Raw genomic sequence first — 23,113 nt, forward strand, 5'->3', positions numbered from 1 at the left:
CTGGGTAGCTGCGGTGATCACGACTTCAGGTAGGCGAGGACGGCCAGCACGCGGCGGTGCCCGCTGTCGCCGTGTGCCAGGCCGAGCTTGGCGAAGATGTTGCGGATGTGCTTGCTGACCGCGGGCTCGGTGACCACCAGCCGCGCCGCGATGTCGGGGTTGGCCAGGCCCTCGGCCATCAGCGCCAGCACCTCCCGCTCGCGCGGCGTGAGCGTGCGGATCGGGTCGTCGGCACGGCGCCGGACCATGAGCTGCGAGACCACTTCGGGGTCCATGACGGTGCCGCCGCCGGCCACCCGGTTCAGTGCGTCGAGGAACTGCTCGACCTTGCCGACCCGCTCCTTGAGCAGGTAGCCGACGCCGTCGGCGCCGTTGGCCAGCAACTCGGTGGCGTAGCTGTCCTCGACGTACGCGGACAGCACGAGGACGGGCAGCCCGGGCCGCTCGCGCCGGGCCGCGGCGGCCGCGGCGATGCCCTCGGCCTTGAAGTCGGGTGGCAGCCGCACATCGACGACGGCGGCGTCGGGCCGTTCGGCGCTCACCGCCGCGAGGAAGTCGGTGGCGTTGTCGACGGCGGCGGCCACCTCGATGCCCTCATTGGCCAGCAGCAGCACCAGGCCCTCGCGGAGCAGGGTGTCGTCCTCGGCGATCACGACGCGCACGGGATCACCGCCTCGACCACAGTCGGGCCGCCGAGCGGGCTGGTCACCGAGGTCTGGCCGTCGAAGGCGGCGACCCGGCGGCGGATGCCGGCCAGCCCGCTGCCGCCGGACTCGTCGGCGCCGCCGTGGCCGTCGTCGCGGACCTCGATCACCAGCGTCTCCTCGTCGCCCCGGACGGCCGGGGGCCGCAGTGTCACCGTCACCCCGACGTGGTCGGCGCCGCTGTGCTTCGAGGCGTTCGTCAGCGCCTCGGCGACGACGAAGTACGCGGCCGCCTCGACCGCGGCGGGCAGTCGGCGCAGCCCGTCGACGCGCAGGGTGCACGGTATCGCGCAGCGGGCGGCCAGCGCCGCCAGCGCGCCGTCGAGGCCGCGCTCGGCCAGCACCGGCGGGTAGATGGTGCGGACGACGTCGCGCAGCTCGGTCAGCGCGTCGGTGGCCTGGTTCTGCGCCTGGAGCAGCATCGGCAGGGCGGACGTGGGGTCGCGGCGCAGCGCTCGCTCGGCGATGCCGAGGTTCATGATGACGCCCATCAGGCGGTTCTGGGTGCCGTCGTGCAGGTCGCGCTCGATGCGCCGCAGCTCGGCGCCGTGCGCCTCGAGGGCGGCCGCGCGGGTGGCCGTCAGCTCGGTGACGCGTTCGGACAGCTGGGCGTCCTTGGTCGGCCGCAGCAGCTGGCCGGCCACCCCGGCCTGCCACCTGGCCAGCAGCGGCACCAGCACCAGCGTCAGCACCAGCCAACCCAGGCCGAGCGGCAGCATGCCCAGCGCCCCGGCCCAGGACGTCACCGGGTACGGCGACTGCACCGGGTCGTCCGCCGGCATCGCCGACCAGTAGATCGGCACCACGGCGGCGTTGACGACGCTCAGCGGCAGCAGCACCGCCCCCACGCCGACGACCAGTCCGGTGAGGCCGTGGAACAGCACCCAGGCGACGTCGCGCCAGGTGGCCGGGTCGGCGACCAGGGTGCGGGTGGAGACTGACCCGGTGTCGTCCGGCGGCGGGTACGGCGCCGGGACCGGGCGGCCGGTGTAGGCCGCGACCCGGTGGCGTTCGTCGCCGGCCCAGCGGCGCACCGCACGCACCGTGGACGGGATGGCCAGCCAGCCCACGCCGATCAGCGTGAACGCGGCCACCAGCAGTACCCGGATCAGCAGGACGAGCGCCACCGCCGCGCTGACGAGGCCGCGTAGCAGGAACGGCAGCGCCCGCCGCGTCGCCCGGTACGCCGACCGCACTCTGTCCATGTGTTCAGCATGCCCGAGCGAGCGCCGCCAGACGGTATACCCAGCACCACCATTGATCGGGGCGCCAGCCGGATCGTTCCCGCCGCGTCCGTTCCATAACGTCGTGACCAGGCCCTACAAGGAGGAAACGACGTGCACACCATGACGGCACCGGCGGTCCGGCTCGACGCCGTGACCAAGATCTACGGCAGTGGCGAGCACCAGGTCACGGCGCTGCGTGAGGTCGGCGTCGACCTCGCCACCGGCACCTTCACCGCGGTGATGGGCCCGTCCGGATCCGGCAAGAGCACGTTCCTGCACTGCGCGGCCGGGCTCGACCGGCCGACGTCGGGCTCGGTCCGGCTGGGCGACACCGAACTCTCGGCGCTGTCCGACAACGAGCTGACGGTGGTCCGCCGCGACCGCATCGGTTTCGTGTTCCAGGCCTACAACCTGCTGTCGTCGCTGACCGTCGAGGACAACGTGTCGTTGCCGCTGCGGCTGGCCGGGCGCGACATCGACGCGGGCTGGATCGCCGGGGTGGCCGGCTCGGTCGGGCTGGCCGACCACCTGCAGCGGCGCCCGGCGCAGCTCTCCGGCGGCCAGCAGCAGCGGGTCGCCATCGCGCGGGCGCTGGTCAGCCGGCCCGACGCGGTCTTCGCCGACGAACCCACCGGCGCGCTCGACACCCGCACCGGGCGGCAGGTGCTCGAGCTGCTGCGTCACATCGTCGACGACAGCGGCCAGACCGTCATCATGGTCACGCACGACCCGGTCGCGGCGTCGTTCGCCGACCGCGTGCTGTTCCTGGCCGACGGCCGGCTCACCGGCGTCATGGACGCGCCGACGGCGGAGCTGGTGGCCGAGCGCATGACGAAGCTCGGGGCGTGGTGACCGTGCGAGACATCGCCCGCAAGACCATCAAGGGCCGCAAGGCCGGGTTCATCGGCGCGTTCCTCGCCGTGCTGCTCGCGTCGGTGCTGGTCACGTCGCTCGGCGTGCTGGTGGAGTCCGGCCTTCGCGGCGGGCTGCCGCCGCAGCGCTACGCCGGCGCAGACGTCGTGGTCAGCGGCGTGCAGGCGCTCCCGGTCGCCGAGGACGCCGACATCGCGCTGCCCGAGCGGGTCCGGCTGCCGGCCGACGTGGTCGCCGCCGTCGCCGATGTGCCCGGGGTGGCCGAGGCGGCCGGCGACGTCAACGTCCCGGTGAGCGTGGTGGCCGGCGGCGCCGTGGCCGAGCTGTCCCGGCCGGTCGTCGGGCACGGCTGGTCGGCGGCGGCGCTCACGCCGTTCACGGCCGCCGACGGCGACGGTCCGGAACGCGACGACGAGGTGGCGCTGGAGGCCGGCCTCGCGTCGTCCCTGGGCGTCGCGGCCGGCGACCGCGTCGAGCTGGCCGTCGGCGGGGTCGCGTCCACCTACACGGTGAGCGGCGTGGTGTCCCGGCCCGGCGAGGCCGGCGCCGACGCTCGGGAGTCGGCGGTGTTCCTCACCGACGACCGGGCCGGCGAGCTGGCCGGGGCGGCGGGGCGGTGGGACGCCGTCGTCGTGGTCGCCGACGACGGGGTGGCCGCGGGCGAGCTGGCCGGTCGCATCGCCGACGCCGTGCCCGGCGTGCGCACCCACACCGGCGACGCCCGCGGCCACGTGGAGTTCCTCGACATCGGCCAGGCCCGCGGCGAACTGACGGTCATGGCGATGTCGCTGGCCGGCACCACGGTACTCATCGCGATGTTCGTCGTGGCGGGCACGTTGGCGCTGTCGATCCAGCAGCGACGGCGCGAGTTCGCGCTGCTGCGGGCGGTCGGCGCGACGCGGCGGCAGGTCCGGCGGCTGGTCGGCGCCGAGGTCATGCTGCTGGCCACCTCGGCCGCGGTGCTCGGCGCGCTGCCCGGATACCTGGTGGCGGTCGGGCTCGGGCGGGCGTTCGCCGGCACCGGGCTGTTGCCGGCCGACTTCCGGCTGGCGATGAGCCCGCTGCCGGGGCTCGGCGCGATCGTGCTGTGCCTGGTCACGGCGCGGCTGGCGGGGTGGGTGGCGGCCAGGCGACCGGCGCGGTTGAACCCCGTCGAGGCGTTAGGCGAGAGTGCGGTCGAGGAGCCGCGCCTCGGGCGGGGGCGGGTGGGCGCGGGGGCACTGCTGGTCCTGCTCGGGCTGGCGGTGTCCGGCGTGCCGATGCTGGTGCCCGGCATGGTGGGCGTGGCCGCGGCGGCGGGTGGGGCGCTGCTGCTGGCCATCGGCGTGGCGCTGCTCGGGCCGCGGGTGCTGGGCGCGGCGGCCGGCCTGCTGGCCGCACCGGTGCGGCGGCTGTGGCCGGTGCACGGGTACCTGGCCACGGCGAACATGCGGGCCAACTCGCGCCGGCTGGCGGCGGCCGTCACGCCGATCGTGCTGGCGGTCGCGGTCGTCTCCGTCCAGCTGTTCAGCCAGAGCACCTTGGCGGCGGCGGCCGGGCGGCAGACCGTCGACGGCATCGTGGCCGACCACGTGGTCACCGGGAGCGACGGCGGGGTGGGCGGGGCGGTGACCGACGAGCTGCGCCGCGAGCTGGGCGACGACGCCACGGTGACGCCGGTCGTGCACAGCCAGGTCATCGTCCGCTACACCGAGCTGGGCGACCCGGCCCAGGAGTCGTTCGCCGCGCAGGGGCTCGACCCCGCCGGCCTCGACCGCACCCTCGACCTCGAGGTCCGCGACGGTGACCTCGGCGACCTGCGCGACGGCACCGTGGCGTTGAGCCGCAACGCCTCGGCCACGTTCGGCGCGTCCGTCGGCGACACCGTCGAGATCGTGCTCGGCGACGGCACCGTCATCGAGCCGACGGTCGTCGCGGTCTACGGCCGCGGCCTCGGCTTCGGCGACGTCACGCTGCCGCACGACGAGCTGGCCGCGCACACGACGACCGGCCTGGACAGCTGGGTGCTGATCGGCGGCGGCGACCCCGGCACCGTCGCGCGGGTGGCGGCGGAGCACCCCGGCCTGGCCGCCGGCACCGGGTCCGACCTCTCCGCGGCCGGCTCGTCCGATCGGTCCGCCGAGTCGTCGTCCAGCCTGGTGGCGATCCTCGCGCTGCTCGCCTATCTGGCGGTGTCCGTGGTGAACACGCTGGTCATGGCCACGGCCGAGCGCACCCGCGAGTTCGCTCTGCTCCGGCTGGCCGGCGCGGCCCGGCGGCACGTGCTGGCCATGATGCGGGTCGAGGCCGCGGTCATCGTCGCGGTGTCGGTGCTGGTCGGCCTCCTGGTGGCGCTGCCCCCGCTGGTCGGCATCAGCATCGGGCTCACGGAGTCGCCGCTGCCGTCGATCTCGCCGGCCGGCTTCGGCGGCATCGTCCTGACGACGGCCCTGCTCGGGTTCCTCGCCGTCGGTGTCCCGGCCCGCGCTGCGCTGCGCCTTCGCCCGGTCGACGCCATCGGCCTGCGGGAGTGACGGCTGGTGGCCGGGTCATGGGGGCCGGGTGGTGGTGTAGGCGTGGGTGACCTGAGCGCCAACAGTTGGCACTCTGGTCACCCCACGCCGTCACAACCACTGGCCCCACGCCGCCGCATCCGGCCCTGCACGACCACGACCGCGCGCCGGACGGGGAGGGACAGGCCGCGGGGCAGGTGGGGCCGGGGTTCCGTCCCGCTCAGTCGCGGCGGTAGGCCACGTCGATGGCGTGGCGGGTGAAGCCTTCGCCCGCTGCGCCTTCGCCCGGTCGACGCCATCGGCCTGCGGGAGTGACGGCTGGTGGCCGGGTCATGGGGGCCGGGTGGTGGTGTAGGCGTGGGTGACCTGAGCGCCAACAGTTGGCACTCTGGTCACCCCACGCCGTCACAACCACTGGCCCCACGCCGCCGCATCCGGCCCTGCACGACCACGACCGCGCGCCGGACGGGGAGGGACAGGCCGCGGGGCAGGTGGGGCCGGGGTTCCGTCCCGCTCAGTCGCGGCGGTAGGCCACGTCGATGGCGTGGCGGGTGAAGCCTTCGCGCTCGTACAGGCGCACGGCGGCGGTGTTGTCGCCCTCGACGTACAGGGTCACGGTGCGCACTCCGGCGACGTCGGCCAGATGGCGCAGGCCGGCGATGGTCAGCGCGCCGCCCAGCCCTCGGCCGTGCGCCGACGGCGCGACGCCGAGGACGTAGACCTCGCCGATCGGTTCGTCCACGCCGTCTCGGCCCGGGTTCGGGTCGTGCGGGTGCACCTTCGTCCAGTGGAAGCCGAGCACCCGGTCGTCGGTGTCGACGGCGAGGAGGAAACCGGCCGGGTCGAAGTCGGGCGACGCCTCGGCCGCCGCGATGTCGTCGAGGGTCTGGCCGCCCTGCTCCGGGTGCCAGTCGAACGCGGCGTTGTTGACGTCCAGCCACGCGGACTCGTCCTGGCCCACGACGAACGGGCGCAGCCGCACGCCGTCGGGCAGCACCGGCTCCGGCAGCTCGCCGGGCGCGATGCGGCGGCGCAACTGCAGCAGCTCGCGGGCCCGCACCAGCCCGTGCCGCCGGGCCAGCGCCGCGGCCGCCGGATGATCACCGTGCGACCACAACCACAGCTCACCGGGAACGGCGCCGAGCAGGTCGGCCAGCAGTGCGCCGCCCAGCCCCAGCCCTCGCCGCGCCGGGTCGACCACCAGCTCCGCGGCCAGCCGGTCGCCCTGCCGCGCCGCATACGCGGCGCCGGCCAGCTCGCCCGAGCCCGGCCCGTCCCCAACCGGCGATGTCAACGCCGCCATCGTCGCGCCGGAGCGGGCGGCCGGGAAGAGGTCGTCGGAGAAGGGGGCCACGCCGTCGGCCGCGCGGGCGCGTTCGGCCAGCGCCGTGACCTCGGCCAGCTCTGCCGCCGTGAACGTCGTCGCCACGGCAGCGACCCTACCCGTCAGTCGGACAGCGTGATGCTCATGCTGCCGCGGTCGGCGGCGACGTCGTTGTCGGGAAGCGGGACGCCGGCCGACGGGCGACCGGAGCGGCCCTGCTGGGGCGGGACGAACCGGTAGCCGACGTTGCGGACGGTGCCGATCAGCGACTCGTAGTCGGCGCCGAGCTTCGCCCGCAGCCGCCGCACGTGGACGTCGACCGTGCGGGTGCCGCCGAAGTAGTCGTAGCCCCACACCTCCTGGAGGAGCTGGGCGCGGGTGAACACCCGGCCCGGATGCTGGGCGAGGAACTTGAGCAGCTCGAACTCCTTGTAGGTGAGGTCGAGCGTGCGGCGCGCCACCTTCGCGGTGTAGGTGGCTTCGTCGATGACGAGATCGCCGGAGCGGATCTCGTCCGGCGCGTCGTCGCCGGCGGCGGCCAGCCGGCCCAAGGCGAGCCGCAGCCGCGCTTCGACCTCGGCCGGGCCGGCGGAATCGAGCAGGACGTCGTCGATGCCCCACTCGGCGGTGACGGCGGCCAGCCCGCCCTCGGTGACGATGGCCATCAGCGGGACGTCGACCCCGGTGGTGCGGATGAGGCGGGTGAGGCCGCGCGCCTGGGAGAGGTCGCGGCGGGCGTCGACGGCGACGACGTCACCCGTTGGCGCGTCGACCAGCGCGGACGCCTCCGCTGGCAGTACCCGGACGTCGTGCAGGAGGAAGCCGAGGGCGGGCAGCACCTCGGCCGACGACTGCAGGGAGTTGGTCAGCAGGACGATGGTTGCCATGTCGCGACCTCCAGTCGGCCGGGGCCGGTGAACGCAGAAGGGACCTGCCGGCGTCGTCGCCCAGGTCCCTTGGTGAGAGAGAATAGCTGATATGCCGGACCTCGACACTCCCGGGGCAGCCGCCGAACCCCGGCCGGACGCTCGCCCGCAACGCTCTGGACATTCGCAGCGCCTGCAGGCCGCCGACGGCACGCTGCTGCACGCCCGCTACTTTCCCCGCCGCGACGGCGTCGCCGGCGACCTCGCCGTCGTCGTCGCGCACGGCTTCACTCAGAGCTCGCGCAGCCCGCAGATGAAACGCATCTCCGGCTGGCTCAGCGAGCACTCCGCGGTCGTCCTGCTCGACCTGCGCGGGCACGGCCGGTCGCGCGGGCACTCGACCCTGGGCTGGCGCGAGGTGCTCGACATGGACGCCGCCGTGAGTTGGGCGCGCGCCCTCGGTTACCGGCGGGTGGCGACGCTCGGGTTCTCGCTCGGCTCGGCGGTCGCGGTGCGCCATGGCGCGCTGCACCGCGGCGTCGGCGCCGTCGCCGCCGTCAGCGTCCCCGGCGAGTGGCACTACCGCGGCACCGCCGCCATGCGGACGCTGCTGCGGCTCATCCTCACCAAGCCGGGCCGCGTGCTGCTGCGGCTACTGCGCCGCACCCGGGTCTCGCCGGCCGGCTGGTCCACGCCCGACCCGATCGACGCGCGCGCGGCGGCCGCCGAGCTGGACGTCCCGCTGCTGGTGGTGCACGGCGACGAGGACGGCTACTTCCCGGTGCACCACGCGTGGCAGGTGCACGCCGCCGCGCCGTCCGGCTCGCTCTGGCTGGAGCGCGGCTTCGGCCACGCCGAGGCCGGCGCCACCGAGTCGCTGGTGACGCGCATCGGCGCCTGGCTCGACGAGCACACGGTCGCGGTCGAACCGGTGCGGGCATGATGTCCTGATGGCGAAGGTGACGCTGAGGTACTGGGCTGCTCTTCGCGCGGCGGCGGGCATCCCCGAGGAGGTCGTCGACGCCGGGACGCTCGCCGAGGCGCTGGCCGCGGCCCGCTCGGCGCACGGCGGGTCCGCGCGCTTCGCCGCCGTTCTCGACATCTGCGCCGTCGTCGTCGACGGCACCCCGGCCGGCACCCGCGATCCGGCCGCCATCGTCCTGCGCGACGGCGCCGCGGTCGAGCTGCTCCCGCCGTTCGCGGGCGGGAGCAGCCCGACCGGACCCTAGGACGTGGTGCGGCGGCCGCCGATCAGGTAGCTCGGCTCGCCGATGTCGCCCTCCAGGATCGCCGCGCCGAAGTCGCCGTCGACGACGTCGAAGGGCTGCCGCGGCGCCTCGATCGCCGTCGCCTCGCCGCTGGCGAGGTCGATGGTGAGGCTGCCGTTCTCGGTGGAGCCGAAGAACGTCCGGTCATCGATCGCCGAGCCGTGGACGGCGAAGTCGGTCGGCACCCGCGTGGCGGTCCCGGCCTCGACGTCGATGATCAGCGCCAGCGTCGACCACGAGGCGAACAGATGCTTGCCGTCGGGCGAGAGCAGCGCCGTCGTGTCGGCCATGATGTCGGTGGCGGTCACGCTCGGCTCGGCGCCCTCGAGGTCCGCCGCGGTGGGTGTGGCGGCGGTGTTCGTGGCGGCGTCGAGCCAGCTCAGCTCGAACGCGGTGTAGTTCTCATCGGTCGGGGTGATGGTGAGCAGGTATTCGCCGACGACGATGACCACCTGGACCGGGCCCTCGCCGAACAGCGTGTCCTCCTGGTTCGGCGTGCCCACGACGTTGTTCCACGCCTCGGTGCCGTCGGCGCTACGGGCCAGCCACCCGACGTACGTCTCTCCGTTCGACGGGCCGTCGGGCAGCCACGCCTGGCCGCGGACATAGGAGAGCAGCAGATCGCCGGAGAAGCCGGTGAAGGACTCGTCCAGGTCGTAGGCGCCGAGGACCATCGGCTCCGGAGCCATGTTCACCGGCGTGAACTCGGTCGCGCCCGGCTTCAGGATGAAGTCGCCGGCCAGCACGCCCTGATCGGTCCAGTACACCTCGATGTGCGGGTTCTCGCCCTTCGGGACGGTGACGTGCTCGGCCGGCTCGACGCCCGCGGGGGCGTCGTCGCCGTCGCCCGCCTCGGACGGCCAGGCGAGGTAGCCCCAGCTCTCCGACGCCTCGGTGAGCGCGTCGCCGGAGTCCTGCTCGGTGACGAGGACGGCGATGCCCGGGTCGCCGCCGACGTCGACGGCATGCAGCCCGGCCACCTCGCCGGGCAGGACGGCCGACATCCACCGCTGCGCGCCGGTCTCGGCGTCGAGGGCCACCACCTGTCCGGGCGCGTCCGGGTCCGCCGGGTCGGGGTACAGCGCGAAGACGGTGTCGTCGACCAGCACCGGACGCTCCAGGCCGGGCTGGGACCAGCAGTCGGCCGGGTCCAAGCCCTCGGGAATGTCGGGGAGGAACTCGGGCGGGCAGGCGAACTCCGCCTGCTCGGGGGTGGACGCCTGGTCCGACGGCTGCTCCGACGGCGCGTCGGTGCCGGTCTCGGTGGCGGACGGCTCGGAGTCGTCGCCGCAGGCGGTCAAGGCGAACGTGGCGACGGCGACGATCGCCGCCAGCCGTACGCGGGTATCCGACATGTTCAGGGGGTCCTCTCTCAGAACTGGCAGGTCGTACGTGAAACGACGTGCCACATACCGTAGAGGACCGGGTCACGTCCAGTAGGCGAGACCGAGATCACGCCGTGCCTCGAGGGCAGCCGGACTGTTGCGGAGTTGTTGTCATTTCGGCGCGGGTGGGCGGTCCGCGTCTGCAAGCATTCAAAGGTGCCCTCCGTTCATGCCTCGCTGGCCGTCGCCGCCCTCGCCGGCGTACTGGCCCTCGCGTCGGCGTCCGGGGGCGCCCTGCTGGCCGGTGGCCTCGCCCTGGTCATCCTGATCTTCACGCTCGGCGGCGTGGCCGCGGCCCGGGTCGGCGTGGCGCGCTGGTCGGCCGGCGTCGCGCTGGTCGCCGGGCTCGGCGCGCTCGGGTGGACGTGGACCGAGGGCGGCTCCGACCTCACGCCCATGGCGGCGTTCCTGGGCCCGACGCTGGTGGCGTCGATCGTGGTCCAGCTGCTCCGGCGCGACGGGCGGGCCGGGCTGACCACGTCGCTGGCGGTGTCCGTCACGGCGTGCGTGCTGGCGGTGTTGCCGGTCGCCTGGCTGGCGCTGCGCGAGTCCGGTGACGGCGAGTACCCGGTCGGGCTGGCACTGCTGGGCGTCGGCGCCGTCGGGCTGGCCGAGTCGCTGCCGATGTCGCGGGCGGTGCGCCGGCTGGTCGGCGTGCTGCTGGCCGCGGTGGGCGCCGGCGCGCTGGTGCTCACCACCGACTGGGTCGGCGACGCCGTGCCCGCCGTCAGCGCCGTCGTCGTCGCCACGTTCGCCGGCCTGCTGTCGGCCGTCGCGTTCGCCGCCGTCGACCGCCTGGCCGACGAGTTCACGCCGCAGCCACAGCCGGTCGCGGTGCAGGTGGGCGCCGCACCGGCGGCCGAGGCAGACGGCGACGGCGCCGAGGTCGCGGCCGTGCCGCGGGGCGCGAGCGCGTTCCTGCCGCTGCGGGTCAGCCTGCCGTTCGTCGCCGCGGCGCCGGTCGCCTACGTGCTGGGCCGCATCTTCGTCAGCTAGTTTCCCGACCAGCCATGATCATCAACCGGTGGCGACACTATGAGGTCGCGGATCGTTGATGATCATGATGGGCGGGGTCCGGGTGGGAATCGTCCGCCGCGGCGGACGCGTTGTCCCCCATGTGACAGGTCTGGTGGTCGTCGTCGCCGTGCTCGCGGCCGCCACGGCGTTCGGGCTGTGGCGGCGTGCCCGCGACGGCCGGGTGGTGGAGGCGAGGGTGGACGATCAGCTGCTGGGCCCGGATGAGTTGGGCGCGCCGTTGGGCGAGCGGGCGACGCTGGTGCAGTTCTCGACGGCGTTCTGCCAGCCGTGCCGGGCCGCCCGCGCCACGCTGGCGCACGTCGCCGCCGACACCGAGGGCGTCGTGCACGTCGAGATCGACGCCGAGCACCATCTCGACCTCGTCCGGCGGCTGAACATCCTGCGTACGCCCACCACGCTGGTGCTCGACGGCAGTGGCCGCATCGTCCGCCGGGCGACCGGCGCGCCGCGGCTGGCGGAGGTGAGGGCCGCCCTTCCAGGCTGATTTGGCCGGATCCCGAGACGACATATCTCGTTATTTGATACGGACGGTGACGGCGGCGGGCCGTCGCCGTACGCTCGTCCCATGTTCCGCACCGAGCTCTGGAAGCGCCGCGCCATCGACTTCGGTCGCGCCGCGTCCATGCTCTGTCTGCCCTGACGGGGAACGGCCCCGCCACGCGGCCACGCATTCGCGTCCTCGGCCTCTGCCGTTCCTGACGATCGTCTCCCGTTCCGTCCACGTCAGGAGGACCATGCCGACTCGCATCGACCCACGAGGTCCGCGGTTCGCGGCCACGCTCACCGCCGTCGTGCTCGCGGTCGTCCTGGTCACCGGCAGCGCCTGGCTGCTGGCCGTCCAGGGCCTGGTGTTCGCGGCCGGAGCGTTGCTCGGGTTGCCGCGGGCGCCGTACGGGCTGCTGTACGCGAAGCTCGTCCGGCCCCGGCTCGGTCCGCCCGGCGAGCTCGAAGACGCCGCGCCGCCGCGGTTCGCCCAGGCCGTCGGGCTGGTGTTCGCCGTCGCCGGCGTCATCGCCTTCGCGGCCGGGCTGACCGCGGTCGCGTACGTCGTCGTGGCGGCCGCGCTGGCCGCGGCGTTCCTCAACGCGGCCTTCGGCTTCTGCCTGGGCTGCGAGTTCTACCTCGCCTTCCGGCGTCTGTTCCCATCCCAACCCAACACCACGGAGGTCGCGTCATGAGCCGCGAGTCCAGCCTCGTCTCGGCCGACTGGGTCGAGCAGAACCTCGACAACCCGAAGGTGGTGCTCGTCGAGGTCGACGAGGACACCGCCGCCTACGACAAGAACCACATCCGCGGCGCCGTGAAGGTCAACTGGTCCACCGACCTGCGCGACCCGCTGCGTCGTGACTTCGTGAACAAGGAGCAGTTCGAGGCGCTGCTCGGCGGTCTCGGCATCGGCAACGACGACACCGTCGTGCTGTACGGCGGCAACAACAACTGGTTCGCCGCGTACGCGTACTGGTACTTCAAGGTCTACGGCCACGGCGACGTGCGCCTGCTCGACGGCGGCCGGAAGATCTGGGAGCTGGAGAGCCGCGAGCTGGTCGACACCGTCCCGTCGCGCCCGGCGGCCACCTACACCGCGCAGGACCCGGACAACTCGATCCGTGCCTTCCGTGACGAGGTCGTCGCCGCCATCGGCGCGCAGAACCTGGTCGACGTCCGCTCGCCCGACGAGTATGCCGGCCGGCTGCTGGCCCCGGCCCACCTGCCGCAGGAGGTGTCGCAGGTCCCGGGTCACATCCCGACCGCGGCGAACGTCCCGTGGAGCAAGGCGGCCAACGACGACGGCACCTTCCGCTCCGACGACGAGCTGCGCGCCCTCTACGGCGGCGTCGGCGTCGACTTCGGCAAGGACACCATCGCCTACTGCCGCATCGGCGAGCGCTCGTCGCACACGTGGTTCGTGCTGCGCGAGATCCTCGGCGTCGAGAACGTCAAGAACTACGACGGCTCGTGGACGGAGTACGGCTCGCTGGTCGGCGTGCCGGTCGCTCTCGGCGACGAGCCCGGGGCGGCGTGACCTCATGTGCGGAGCGACTGCGGGCGGAGTCTCGCTGGAAGGAGTCGACGTGACCAAGGAGACCGTCATCCAGGGCGTCGTGCACCGTGACGACGCGCCGCTGTCGGGCGCCTACGTGCGGCTGCTGGACGCGACCGGCGAGTTCACCGCCGAGGTCCCGACCAGCGCGACCGGCCAGTTCCGGTTCTTCGCCGCGCCCGGCACCTGGACGCTGCGCACGCTGGCGCCCGGCGCCGACACCGTCGACCGCTCGGTCGTCGCCGACATCGGCGTGACCGACGTCGACGTCCACGTCGGCTGATTCAGTCCGAAAGGCGGCGTCCAGGCCCTCAGTAGACGAGGGCCTGGACGCCGTCGGCCATGATCTCCTCGACGAAGGTCGGGGCGCCGGCGATGCGCACGCCGTCGATGACGTCGTCCGGCCCGATGCCGCGGCGGGCGGCGCACTGGGTGCACAGCGTCACCGTGCCGCCGGCCAGCAGCGCGTCGAGCAGGTCGGGCAGCGGCGCCGCGTGCGGAAGCTCGAACTCGGCCGCCCGGCCGGGCAGCGCGAACCAGGCCGACTCGCCGGTCAGCCACAGCGACACCGACGCGCCCGCGGCGAGCGCCGTCGTCGCGACGGTGAAGGCCTGCGAGCACCGCTCCGGCGCGTCAGACCCGGCGGTGACCTTGACGACGAGGGTGCGCTCCATGGAACGCAAGCCTCACACACAGGCGCGCCACCTCGTCGTAAGGGTATGGACACCACCGAGATCACGACCCTGCTGGACGCCCGGTCCGCGGCCATCCACGCGAAGGACCTCGACCGGCTGATGTCGTTCTACGCCGACGACATCGTGTACTTCGACGTCGTCCCGCCGCTGCTCTACCAGGGCGCGGCCGCCATGCGCGACCGGTTCGCCGACTGGTTCGCCCGCTGGTCCGGCCCGATCGGCCAGCAGGCGCACGACGTCCACGTCGAGGCGGGCGGCGACGTCGCCGTCGTGCGGATGCTGATCCGGACCAGCGGCACGCTGGCGACCGGCCGCGAGGTCGGCTACTGGGTCCGTGCCACGGACGGGCTGCGGCGTGGCGCCGGCGGCTGGACGATCGCGCACGAGCACGTCTCGCTGCCGGTCGAGTTCCCGCAGGGGACCGCGGCCATGGACCTCGTTCCCGGCGGATAGACTGCGGGGCGTGCTCGAACTCGTCTTCACCAGCATCCTCGTCCTGGTCACCATCGCCGCCGGGATGATGGGCGTGCTCGTGGTCTACAAGCTGTTCAAGGGCCAGGCTTGATCGAGATCCCGGACGACCTCCACCCGGCCTGCCTGCCGATCGCCTGGCTGCTCGGCCGCTGGGAGGGCGCGGGCCTCGGCGACTACCCGACGATCGAGGCGTTCCGGTTCGGCCAGGAGGTCGAGTTCGGCTACGTCCCGGACAAGCCGTTCCTGTCGTACCGCAGCCGCAGCTGGATCCTGGACGACGACGGCAACCTGGTGCGGCCCGCGGCGCGGGAGACCGGCTACTGGCGGCCGCAGGAGAACGACGAGATCGAGGTGCTGCTCACGCACCCGACCGGGTTCGTCGAGATCTACATCGGGCAGACCGAGCCGGCCCGGGTCGAACTGGCCACGCGCGGCGTCCTGAAGACCGAGACCGCCAAGGACTACCGCACCGGCCACCGGCTGTACGGGCTGGTCGAGGGTGCGCTGATGTACGTCTACGAGATGTCGGCCATGGGCCAGGAACTGCAGCCGCACCTGTCCGCCGAGCTCAAGCGGGTCACCGGCGCCGCCGAAGCCCGGGACTGATTCGCTCGTCCGCGGTGTTGAATGAGGGTATGGACGTCTACCGCAGCCCGCTGCTCGCCACCCCCGGGGCCGTCGCGGCCACCGAGCCCGACGACGGCGTCGCCGCGCACTACGGCGACCCGTTTCGCGAGCAGCGCCGCCTCGTCGCCGGCAAGGGCGCGGTCGACCTCTCGCACCGCGGCGTCCTGCGGGTCGGTGGGCCCGACCGCCTGACCTGGCTGCACCAGCTCCTCACCCAGCACGTCGAGCACCTCGAGCCGCATCGGGCCACGTCCGCGCTGGTCCTCGACGCGAACGGCCGGGTCGAGCACGCGCTCTACGGCGTCGACGACGGCGAGGCGTTCTGGTTCCACACCGAGCGGACGTCGGCCGAGCCGCTGCGCGACTACCTGGAGAAGATGAAGTTCTGGTCCCAGGTCGAGGTCGCCGACGTGACGGACGAGTTCGCCGTCGTGTGGGAGCCGGTCACCGAGCCGGCCGCCGCGCACCTGAGCCGCGTCACCGAGCGGGGGCGCGACGTGTTCGTCCCGCGGGCCGAGCTGGCCGCGTACGTCACCCAGCCGGCCGGCGTCTGGGCGCACGAGGCGCTGCGCATCGAGGCGCGCGAGCCACGTCAGGGCCTCGACACCGACGACCGCACCATCCCGCACGAGGTCGGCTGGATCGGCACCGCCGTCCACCTCGACAAGGGCTGCTACCGCGGTCAGGAGACCGTCGCGCGGGTGCACACGCTCGGCCGGCCGCCGCGCCGCCTCGTCCTGCTGCACCTCGACGGCTCCGTCGACACCCTGCCCGAGCACGGCGACCCCGTCGAGCTGGACGGCCGCACCGTCGGCACCGTCGGCTCGGCCGCCCGCCACCACGAGCTGGGGCCGATCGCGCTCGCCGTCCTCAAGCGGAACACCCCGGTCGACGCCCAGCTGCTGGCCGGCGGGGTGGCCGCCGCCCAGGAGGTCGTCGTCGACCCCGAGGCCGGCTTGCACGTGCGGCCTCAGCTGCGCTGACGCCAGCCGTAGCGCGGTTCGTAGCCGAGCACCCGGCGGGCCTTGTCGATCGACAGCAGCGTCTCGTGCTCGCCGACGTCGCGACGCCGCTCGACGGCCGGGAACACCTCGTCCAGCAGCTCGCCGTTGGGCCGCTCCATGACGGTGTCGGCGTTGGCGATGACGAACACGTCCGCGCCGGTCAGCGGCGCCTCGAGGGCCAGCCGGACGGCCTGCGCGGCGTCGCGGGCGTCGATGTAGCCCCACAGGTTCCACTTGCGCAGCAGCGGGTCGTCCTGGAACGACGCGAACCGTTCGTAGTCCTCGGGGTCCATGACGTTCGACAGCCGCAGCCCGATGATCTTGCGCTCCGGATCCCACCGGCAGAACTGCTCGGCCATCGTCTCGCCGACCAGCTTGGACAGCGAGTACGCGGTCTCCGGCCGGCCCGGGTAGTCCTCGTCGACGGGGACGTACGGCGGCGGCGTGTCGAACGGCAGCCCGAGCACCGTCTCGCTGGACGCCCACACGACGTTCTTGATGTCCAGCTGGCGGGCCGCCTCGAACACGTTGTAAGTGCTCAGCGTGTTGACGGAGAACGTGACGGGGTTCGGCGCCAGCCCCGGCGCCCGGATCGCGGCCAGGTGCACGATGCCCGTCACGCCGTCGACGCGGTCGTCGATGCCGGCGAACGCCGCGACCGTCTGCCCGTAGTCGGTGAGGTCGACGCGGCTGTGCCGGACCGACGGGTCGGCCGGCGGCACGAGGTCCACCGAGACGACGTCGTAGCCGTGCGCCGTCAGGTCCGCGACGCAGGCCCGGCCGGCCTGGCCGCTGCCACCGGTCACGATGATCATGAGGTCCTCCGCGGGCGTCAGGTGTCGAGGAGCAGTGTCACCGGGCCGTCGTTGACCAGGCTGACCCGCATGTCCGCGCCGAACACGCCGGTCTCGACGGCCGCGCCGAGCCCGCGTAGCGCGGCCACGAACTCGGCCACGAGCGGCTCGGACACCGGTCCCGGCGCCGCCGCGCCCCAGGACGGGCGGCGGCCCTTCGCGGTGTCGGCGTAGAGCGTGAACTGGCTGACGACGAGGATCGGCGCGCCGACGTCGGATGCGGACCGCTCGTCGGCGAGGATGCGCAGGCCCCAGACCTTGCGGGCCAGCTTGGCGGCGTCGTCGGCGCTGTCGTCGTGGGTCACCCCGACCAACACCAGCAGGCCCTGCCCGTCCGGCTCGATCGCCCCGACGACCTCCCCGTCCACCGAGACCGACGCCGACGTCACCCGCTGCACGACCGCTCGCATCCCCGCATCGTCGCACGCGCGTCCAGGCGCCGGCGCGGCGGCCGAAAGCCGCCAGCTACGCGGTCCCCGCGAGCGGACACTGGAGACATGAACATGCAGACGAGAACAGGGCTCGACGGCAGGGCGGCCATGGTCATCGGCGGCAGCAGGGGCATCGGCGCGGCGGTGGTCCGCCGGCTGGCCGAGGACGGCGCCGACGTCGCCTTCACCTACCTCGCCGACACCGCGGCCGCGGACAAGGTGGTCGCCGCGGTCGAGGAGGCCGGACGGCGCGCGCTCGCCCTGCGGGTCGACAGCGCCGACGCCGTCGCGCTGACGGCCGCCGTCGACACCGTCGCCGACCGGTTCGGCCGCCTGGACATCCTGGTCAACAATGCCGCGCGATACCCCGTCGGGCCCATCGAGGAGCTCGGCTTGGACGAGTTCGACCGCACCATCGCGGTGAACGTCCGGGCGCCGTTCGTCGCCTCCAAGGCCGCCGCCCGGCACATGACCGACGGCGGCAGCATCGTGACCATCGGCAGCCTGGTCGCCGAGCGCACCGTCTTCCCCGGCTACGGGCTGTACGCGATGAGCAAGACCGCGCTGACCGGGCTGACGAAGGGCATGGCGCGCGATCTCGGCAGCCGGGGGATCCGGGCCAACATCGTGCACCCCGGCCCCACCGACACCGACCTCTCCCCGGCCGACGGGCCGTACTCCGACACCGTCCGGTCGCACACGGCGCTGGGCCGGTACGCCGACCCGGCCGAGATCGCCGCCACCGTCGCGCACCTCGCCGGCGACGACGGCCGCTACATCACCGGGACGTCGGTGCTGGTCGACGGCGGTTTCTCCATCTGACGGACGGGCGCGTGACAGGATCGTCGCACCGATTTGCGCCGAGAAGCGAGGAGCGACATGCACGCGGGCGACGCCGTCCTGGTGGCTGAGGTGGTCCGGTCGGGGCTGGTGGAGTCCCGGCACCATGGCTCGGTGGCCGCGCTGGCCGCCGACGGGTCGGTGGCGTTCACCGCCGGCCGCGCCGAGGAGCCGATGTACCCGCGGTCGTCGAACAAGCCGGCGCAGGCCGCGGCGATGGTCCGGCTGGGGCTGCCGCTGGACGGCGAGCTGCTGGCGCTCGCGGCGGCCAGCCACTCCGGCGAGCCGATCCACCTCGACGGCGTGCGGCGCATCCTCGCGCTCGGCGGGCTGGACGAGTCGGCGCTGCGGAACACGCCGGGCTTCCCGATCGACCACACCACGATGGTCGACTACGTCCGCACGGGCGGTGAGCCGTCGTCGCTGGCCGCCGACTGCTCCGGCAAGCATGCCGCGATGCTGCTCACCTGCGTCGTCAACTCATGGCCGGTCGAGGACTATCTGGACCCGGCGCATCCGCTGCAGGCGGCGATCCACGACACCGTCGGCTCGCTGGCGGGGGCGCCGGCGACGCACACCGGCGTCGACGGCTGCGGCGCGCCGCTGTTCGCGATGTCCCTGACCGGGCTGGCCCGGATCTTCCGGGCGCTCGCGCTGGCGCAGTCGGGGACGCCGGAGCGGCGGGTGGCCGACGCGATCCGGGCGCACCCCGAGTACACCAGCGGCACCACGCGCGACGAGATGCAGCTGATCCGCGGCGTGCCCGGCCTGGTCGCCAAGGGCGGCGCCGAAGCCGTCCTCGCCGCCGCCCTCGACGACGGCCGCGCGGTCGCCGTCAAGATCGACGACGGGGGAACGCGGGCGCGCATGCCGGTCCTGGTGGCCGCGCTCCGGCGGCTCGGGGTCGACGCCCCGGCGCTGGACGAGCTGTCCACCGTCCCCGTCCTCGGCGGTGGTCACCCCGTCGGCACCCTCCGAACCGCCGTCGACTGGCCGGAGCTGTGAGCGACCTCCGTGCCCGCCGGCAGCGCGCGACCCGCGGCGAGATCGTCGAGGCGGGGCTGCGGCTGTTCGACGAGCGCGGCTACGAGGCGGTGACCATGGAGCAGATCGCGGCTGACGCCGGGGTGTCGCGGCGCACGCTGTATCGCCACTTCCCGACGAAGGACCGGATCCTGCTCGACCTCCCGGTCGAATGGATGGCGATGTGGGACGACGTGGTCGCCGCGGCCGCGCCCGACCTCCCGCCGCGTGACGTCATCGAGCACGCCGCCCGCGCCATCGGGGCGCACCTGGACGCCGAGAGCGCACGGATCCGCACCGCCTGGCGCATCAGCGACGCCGTTCCCGCCCTCCAGGCGGCGTTCCTCGCGAACCCGGCCTGGACGGCGCGCGTGGTCACGGTGCTGGAGGACCCGGCCCGCGGCACGCCGCTCGACCGGGCGACCGCCGTGGTCATCGCCGGCGCCTATCTGGGTGCGCTGGACGCGGCGATGCTGCGGTGGGCGGCCGAGGACGGCGGCACCGTCGCCGAGGCCGTCGAGTTGATCCTCGTCCGGCTGGCACCCATCTGGCCGTAGTTGGCACATTGTGCCATCATGGCACCATGACGCAGACTGTGCGCCGCCCGCTCGTCGGCTGGTCGTTGCTGGTCATCGCCGGCCTGCACGTCCTGAGCGCCCCGGTGATCTATCCCGACTCGCTGCGCTCGACCTGGGAGGCCGGCGTCGTCCTAGCGGTCGAGGCCGATCCCGCGCTGATCGCCGAGCGCGGGGTGGGCTTCTGGTACGTCACGGCCGGTCTTGGTCTCGGCCTGCTCGGCGGCGTCGTGCGGTCTCTGGAGCGACGGGGTGACGCGCCGCCCCGCGCCCTGGGCTGGGGGCTGCTGGCGCTGACCGGGTGGGGCGCCGCGCTCATGCCGGTCTCGGGGTTCTGGGCCTTCCTCGTCCCGGCCGTCCTGACGCTGCGGCAGCCCCGGCGGGTCACGGCCGGCGCCTAGGGTGTCGCCCGGGTCCGTGGCCTACTGCGCGGCGTCCGGGCGGCGCCGCTGCTGCTGCCGATGATCAGGTGACGTATCGCCCAGATTGGCCGCGTCTTCGTCACCTGATCGTTTTGTGTCCGCATCGTGGAGATGATCAGGTGACACAAACGCGCGAATGCCGGGCGGTTCCGTCACCTGATCGTTCTCGGCAGTCGTCGCTCCTCGCATCTTGCGCGGCATCCACCCTGGACGCCGCTCGCTACGGCCGAGACTTGGGAGACACACCCTGCCAGCGCAGGATCGCGCGGACGCCCATGACGACGAGGAGGACGGCGGCGCCCACGACGACCGTCCGCCAGGGCAGCGACACCGCGAGCAGCACGCACGACGCGAGGCCGACGGCGGACAGCCAGCGTGGCCACCGGCGCTCGTCCGGACCCAGCCGCCACGACGCCGCGTTGGCGACCGCGTAGTACACCAGCACCGCGAAGGCGCTCGCCGCGAGCGTCGTCGCGAGGTCGCCGACCAGCACGAACACGACCGTCACGACGGCGGAGGCCAGTTCGGCGACGTGCGGGACGCGACGGCGGGCGTGGACGGCCGCGAGCCGGGCCGGGAGGTCGCCGGCCGACGCCATCGCGAACGCCGTCCGCCCGACGCCGGCCTGCAACGACAGCAGCGCGCCCAGCGCGGCCACCGCGGCGCCCGCCGCCACGACCGGCTCCAGCCAGCCGGCGCCCGCGGCGGCCGCCACCGCCCGCAGCGGCTGCGACGAGTCCACCGTCCCGGACGCGCCGAGCACCAGCAGCACCGTCAGCCCGACCACGGCGTAGAGCACCAGCGCCGCCGTCAGCGACACGATGACGGCGCGGGGGATCGACGCGGGGTCGCGGACCTCCTCGCCCAGCGTCGCGATGCGCGCGTACCCGGCGAACGCGTAGAACAGCACAGCGGCCGAGCCGAGCACGCCCAGCACCCCGCCGGACGACCCGGACGACCAGTCCGGCGCCACCCCGGCGCCGCCCAGCCCGGTCCCGACGACCGCCGCCAGCACGGCGATCACCAGCGCCACGAGCACGGCGCCGACCCGCGCCGTCCTCCTCACCCCGGCCAGGTTCACCGCCGTCACGGCCACGACCGCCGCCAGCGCCACCGCAACGTCGTGCGACGGCCACAGGTACGCGCCGACCGCCAGCGCCGCCGTCGCACACGACGCCGACTTGCCCAGCACGAACGCGTACCCCGCCAGCGCGCCCCACGCGTCGCCGAGCCGCAGCCGCCCGTAGTGGTAGGCGCCGCCGGCCTCCGGGTGGACGGCGGCCAGCTGGGCGGTCGACGTCGCGTTGCAGAAGGCGACGAACGCCGCGACGGCCAGCCCGGCCAGCAGCCACGCACCGGCCGCCGACGCCGCCGGCTGCCAGGCGACGAAGACGCCGGTGCCGATCATCGCGGCCAGCCCGATCGCGACAGCGTCGCCGGTGCCGAGCCGTCTGACCAGCCGAGACTCTGGGGGTGGGGCCACAGCACCATCGTGGACCACGGAACCAACTCCCGGAGAACGCACGGCGACCGAACCGTGACCTGGCGGGGAACGTCGCAATGGTCTGGACCACGTACGCTGGTGAGGTGCGATCGTCCCGCCGCCTCGGGTGGCGCATAGGGCTGCCGGCGGTGATCCTCGTCATCGCCGCACTCAGCATGGCCCCGTCGCGCGGCACCGTGCTCCCGCTCCGGGCCGACGGCGTCATGGTCGAGGCCGGCGGCGCGGTGGCCACGGTGCCGGTCGGGTCCGACGCGGCGTTCGTGCCCGGCAGCAGCGTGCTCAGCTCCGCGAACCGGTCCGATCCCGACGTCGCCGCCCGCATCGACGACGACCGGCGCTGGCTGTCCGACGGCGACATCCCCGGCCACGGGACCAGGTACCACGCGATGTCCGAGCGGGCGCTGCTCGACCTGCGCGCGCTGACCTCGCCGACCGGCGCGCTGATCGCCGCCCCCGTCACCGCCTGGCGGCACGTCTGGCCCCGCGACGCGTCGTTCGCGGCCGCCGCCTACGCCGTCACCGGGCACGACGACGAAGCGGCCGACGTGCTCGGCTTCCTCGCCCGGGTGGCCCCGGCCGACGGCGAGTGGGAGGCGCGGTACCTCGCCGACGGCTCCGGCCCGCCCGACGACCGGCCCAAGCAGCTCGACAGTGCCGGCTGGGTGCTGTGGGCGGTGTGGCTGGTGTCGCGGACGGTCGAGCCGGAGGTCGCATCCGAGGTGCTGGAGGACCTGCGGCCGGCCGTCATCGCGTCGGCGAACGCGATCGTCGCGTCCCTCCAGGAGGATGGCCTGCCCGAGCCGTCGTCGGACTACTGGGAGAAGGACGAGTCGGAGCTGACGCTCGGGGTGGCGGCGCCGCTGTCGCTCGGGCTGCGCTCGGCGCTCGCGCTGGCCCCGCTGATCGGCGTCGACGACCCGTTCGTGTGGAGCAACGCCGCCCGCCGCCTGGACGAGGCGATCACGCGCGAGTTCGGCGCCCACGGCTACCCCCGCACCCGCCCCGAGGGTGGCGCCGATGCCGCGGTGACGTTCCTCGCCCCGCCCTTCGCGCCGTCGACGCCCGAGGTCAGCGCCGCGGTGCGCGACACCGAGCTGGCGCTGCGGGTGCCCAACGGCGGCCACCGTCCCGGCGAGGCCTGGCACAAGGACGTCGACGTCGCGTGGACGCCCGAGACGGCGCTGCTGGCGCTCGCCCTGGCCGGCAACGGCGATCGTGAGGACGCCGACCGCCTGCTGACCTTCCTCGACGACTACCGCACGCCGCTCGGCTCGCTGCCCGAGAAGGTCGACTCCGAGGCGACGCCGGCCTCGGTGGCGCCGCTGGCGTGGACGTCGTCGCTGGTACTGCTCACGCTGGCGGAGCTGGAGGACGGCCTCCCCGTCGTCCCATGATCATCGGCGAGGCACACCGTCCGCGCTAGCCGCCGCTTGCAAATGCTTGCAAG

General features: G+C 73.9%; 26 protein-coding genes. 17 read left to right on the forward strand and 9 right to left on the reverse strand.

Going from position 1 to position 23,113, the window contains the following annotated elements:
• Positions 1-17: 17 nt before the first annotated feature.
• Positions 18-662 (reverse strand): response regulator, encoded by a 645-nt coding sequence (locus tag ACW62_RS21425; RefSeq protein ID WP_053206168.1) that lies wholly within the window; start codon positions 660-662, stop codon positions 18-20.
• The gene (locus ACW62_RS21430; protein ID WP_053206169.1) at positions 650-1,909 is read right to left on the reverse strand and encodes a sensor histidine kinase; all 1,260 of its coding nucleotides are present in this window, start codon (positions 1,907-1,909) and stop codon (positions 650-652) included. Before ACW62_RS21430 ends, ACW62_RS21425 begins: the two co-directional genes overlap by 13 nt.
• 141 nt (positions 1,910-2,050) lie before the next feature.
• Here ACW62_RS21430 and ACW62_RS21435 point away from each other — a divergent pair, with 141 nt between their 5' ends.
• Positions 2,051-2,782 carry an ABC transporter ATP-binding protein gene (locus ACW62_RS21435; RefSeq protein WP_053206343.1) on the forward strand — a complete coding sequence of 244 codons (732 nt, stop codon included), beginning with the start codon at positions 2,051-2,053 and terminating at the stop codon, positions 2,780-2,782.
• Positions 2,776-5,316, forward strand: coding sequence for an ABC transporter permease (locus tag ACW62_RS21440; protein WP_053206170.1), 2,541 nt, complete (start codon positions 2,776-2,778; stop codon positions 5,314-5,316). Before ACW62_RS21435 ends, ACW62_RS21440 begins: the two co-directional genes overlap by 7 nt.
• Positions 5,317-5,809: 493 nt before the next feature.
• Here the strand turns inward: ACW62_RS21440 and mshD are convergent, their stop codons facing one another.
• Together mshD and ACW62_RS36385 are read right to left on the reverse strand one after the other, a co-directional pair.
• The gene (gene mshD / locus ACW62_RS21445) at positions 5,810-6,724 is read right to left on the reverse strand and encodes a mycothiol synthase (protein ID WP_053206171.1); all 915 of its coding nucleotides are present in this window, start codon (positions 6,722-6,724) and stop codon (positions 5,810-5,812) included.
• Positions 6,725-6,741: 17 nt separating this feature from the next.
• Complete coding sequence (locus ACW62_RS36385) at positions 6,742-7,506, reverse strand: winged helix-turn-helix domain-containing protein (protein WP_083460022.1); 765 nt, start codon at positions 7,504-7,506, stop codon at positions 6,742-6,744.
• A 91-nt stretch (positions 7,507-7,597) separates the two neighbouring features.
• Between ACW62_RS36385 and ACW62_RS21455 the strand changes: the two genes are divergently transcribed.
• On the forward strand, positions 7,598-8,428 hold the full coding sequence (locus tag ACW62_RS21455) for an alpha/beta hydrolase (protein WP_205629511.1): 831 nt from the start codon (positions 7,598-7,600) through the stop codon (positions 8,426-8,428).
• Positions 8,429-8,435: 7 nt separating this feature from the next.
• A complete protein-coding gene (locus ACW62_RS21460) occupies positions 8,436-8,714 on the forward strand; it encodes a MoaD/ThiS family protein (protein WP_053206172.1) in 279 nt (92 codons plus the stop codon).
• Here ACW62_RS21460 and ACW62_RS21465 read toward each other — a convergent pair.
• The gene (locus ACW62_RS21465; RefSeq protein ID WP_053206173.1) at positions 8,711-10,108 is read right to left on the reverse strand and encodes a PQQ-binding-like beta-propeller repeat protein; all 1,398 of its coding nucleotides are present in this window, start codon (positions 10,106-10,108) and stop codon (positions 8,711-8,713) included. The genes ACW62_RS21460 and ACW62_RS21465 overlap by 4 nt on opposite strands.
• A gap of 186 nt (positions 10,109-10,294) precedes the next feature.
• Here ACW62_RS21465 and ACW62_RS21470 point away from each other — a divergent pair, with 186 nt between their 5' ends.
• The 5 genes from ACW62_RS21470 (at position 10,295) to ACW62_RS21490 (ending at position 13,500) form a co-directional block, all read left to right on the forward strand.
• Complete coding sequence (locus ACW62_RS21470) at positions 10,295-11,134, forward strand: hypothetical protein (protein ID WP_053206174.1); 840 nt, start codon at positions 10,295-10,297, stop codon at positions 11,132-11,134.
• A gap of 121 nt (positions 11,135-11,255) precedes the next feature.
• Positions 11,256-11,660: a thioredoxin family protein gene (locus ACW62_RS21475; RefSeq protein WP_053206175.1), complete on the forward strand. Its 405-nt coding sequence runs from the start codon at positions 11,256-11,258 to the stop codon at positions 11,658-11,660.
• 250 nt (positions 11,661-11,910) lie between these two features.
• A complete protein-coding gene (locus ACW62_RS21480; RefSeq protein WP_053206176.1) occupies positions 11,911-12,354 on the forward strand; it encodes a DUF4395 domain-containing protein in 444 nt (147 codons plus the stop codon).
• Positions 12,351-13,199 carry a sulfurtransferase gene (locus ACW62_RS21485; RefSeq protein WP_053206177.1) on the forward strand — a complete coding sequence of 283 codons (849 nt, stop codon included), beginning with the start codon at positions 12,351-12,353 and terminating at the stop codon, positions 13,197-13,199. The genes ACW62_RS21480 and ACW62_RS21485 overlap by 4 nt, the downstream gene beginning before the upstream one ends.
• 4 nt (positions 13,200-13,203) lie before the next feature.
• Positions 13,204-13,500 (forward strand): DUF1416 domain-containing protein, encoded by a 297-nt coding sequence (locus tag ACW62_RS21490; RefSeq protein ID WP_053206178.1) that lies wholly within the window; start codon positions 13,204-13,206, stop codon positions 13,498-13,500.
• Between the two features lie 28 nt (positions 13,501-13,528).
• Here the strand turns inward: ACW62_RS21490 and ACW62_RS21495 are convergent, their stop codons facing one another.
• A complete protein-coding gene (locus ACW62_RS21495) occupies positions 13,529-13,891 on the reverse strand; it encodes a DsrE family protein (RefSeq protein ID WP_053206179.1) in 363 nt (120 codons plus the stop codon).
• Positions 13,892-13,936: 45 nt separating this feature from the next.
• Between ACW62_RS21495 and ACW62_RS21500 the strand changes: the two genes are divergently transcribed.
• From ACW62_RS21500 to ygfZ, 3 genes are all read left to right on the forward strand, one after another.
• Positions 13,937-14,365 carry a YybH family protein gene (locus tag ACW62_RS21500; RefSeq protein WP_053206180.1) on the forward strand — a complete coding sequence of 143 codons (429 nt, stop codon included), beginning with the start codon at positions 13,937-13,939 and terminating at the stop codon, positions 14,363-14,365.
• Between the two features lie 108 nt (positions 14,366-14,473).
• Complete coding sequence (locus tag ACW62_RS21505; protein ID WP_053206181.1) at positions 14,474-14,992, forward strand: heme-binding beta-barrel domain-containing protein; 519 nt, start codon at positions 14,474-14,476, stop codon at positions 14,990-14,992.
• 29 nt (positions 14,993-15,021) lie between these two features.
• Complete coding sequence (gene ygfZ, locus ACW62_RS21510; protein ID WP_053206182.1) at positions 15,022-15,996, forward strand: CAF17-like 4Fe-4S cluster assembly/insertion protein YgfZ; 975 nt, start codon at positions 15,022-15,024, stop codon at positions 15,994-15,996.
• On the opposite strand, the gene ACW62_RS21515 is transcribed toward ygfZ, so the two are convergent.
• Both ACW62_RS21515 and dtd read right to left on the reverse strand, forming a co-directional pair.
• Positions 15,984-16,832: an NAD-dependent epimerase/dehydratase family protein gene (locus ACW62_RS21515; RefSeq protein WP_053206183.1), complete on the reverse strand. Its 849-nt coding sequence runs from the start codon at positions 16,830-16,832 to the stop codon at positions 15,984-15,986. The two genes, ygfZ and ACW62_RS21515, sit on opposite strands and share 13 nt — an antisense overlap.
• 17 nt (positions 16,833-16,849) lie before the next feature.
• The gene (gene dtd, locus ACW62_RS21520; protein ID WP_053206184.1) at positions 16,850-17,281 is read right to left on the reverse strand and encodes a D-aminoacyl-tRNA deacylase; all 432 of its coding nucleotides are present in this window, start codon (positions 17,279-17,281) and stop codon (positions 16,850-16,852) included.
• 87 nt (positions 17,282-17,368) lie between these two features.
• Here dtd and ACW62_RS21525 point away from each other — a divergent pair, with 87 nt between their 5' ends.
• Genes ACW62_RS21525 through ACW62_RS21540 form a run of 4 tightly spaced genes read left to right on the forward strand, consistent with a single transcriptional unit; the run spans position 17,369 to position 20,141 of the window.
• Positions 17,369-18,124 carry an SDR family NAD(P)-dependent oxidoreductase gene (locus ACW62_RS21525; protein WP_240477373.1) on the forward strand — a complete coding sequence of 252 codons (756 nt, stop codon included), beginning with the start codon at positions 17,369-17,371 and terminating at the stop codon, positions 18,122-18,124.
• 57 nt (positions 18,125-18,181) lie between these two features.
• Positions 18,182-19,147 carry an asparaginase gene (locus tag ACW62_RS21530; protein ID WP_053206185.1) on the forward strand — a complete coding sequence of 322 codons (966 nt, stop codon included), beginning with the start codon at positions 18,182-18,184 and terminating at the stop codon, positions 19,145-19,147.
• Positions 19,144-19,722: a TetR/AcrR family transcriptional regulator gene (locus ACW62_RS34845; RefSeq protein WP_053206186.1), complete on the forward strand. Its 579-nt coding sequence runs from the start codon at positions 19,144-19,146 to the stop codon at positions 19,720-19,722. The genes ACW62_RS21530 and ACW62_RS34845 overlap by 4 nt, the downstream gene beginning before the upstream one ends.
• A 26-nt stretch (positions 19,723-19,748) precedes the next feature.
• Positions 19,749-20,141 carry a DUF6463 family protein gene (locus ACW62_RS21540; RefSeq protein ID WP_157574899.1) on the forward strand — a complete coding sequence of 131 codons (393 nt, stop codon included), beginning with the start codon at positions 19,749-19,751 and terminating at the stop codon, positions 20,139-20,141.
• Between the two features lie 241 nt (positions 20,142-20,382).
• On the opposite strand, the gene ACW62_RS21545 is transcribed toward ACW62_RS21540, so the two are convergent.
• Positions 20,383-21,645, reverse strand: a complete 1,263-nt coding sequence (locus ACW62_RS21545) for an APC family permease (RefSeq protein ID WP_053206188.1) — start codon at positions 21,643-21,645, stop codon at positions 20,383-20,385.
• 104 nt (positions 21,646-21,749) lie between these two features.
• Between ACW62_RS21545 and ACW62_RS21550 the strand changes: the two genes are divergently transcribed.
• Positions 21,750-23,060 (forward strand): glycoside hydrolase family 15 protein, encoded by a 1,311-nt coding sequence (locus ACW62_RS21550; protein ID WP_157574900.1) that lies wholly within the window; start codon positions 21,750-21,752, stop codon positions 23,058-23,060.
• The last annotated feature ends 53 nt before the right edge of the window (positions 23,061-23,113 follow it).

The sequence above is a fragment of the Jiangella muralis genome (assembly GCF_001270745.1).
In the GTDB taxonomy this organism is placed as follows: Bacteria; Actinomycetota; Actinomycetes; order Jiangellales; family Jiangellaceae; genus Jiangella; species Jiangella muralis.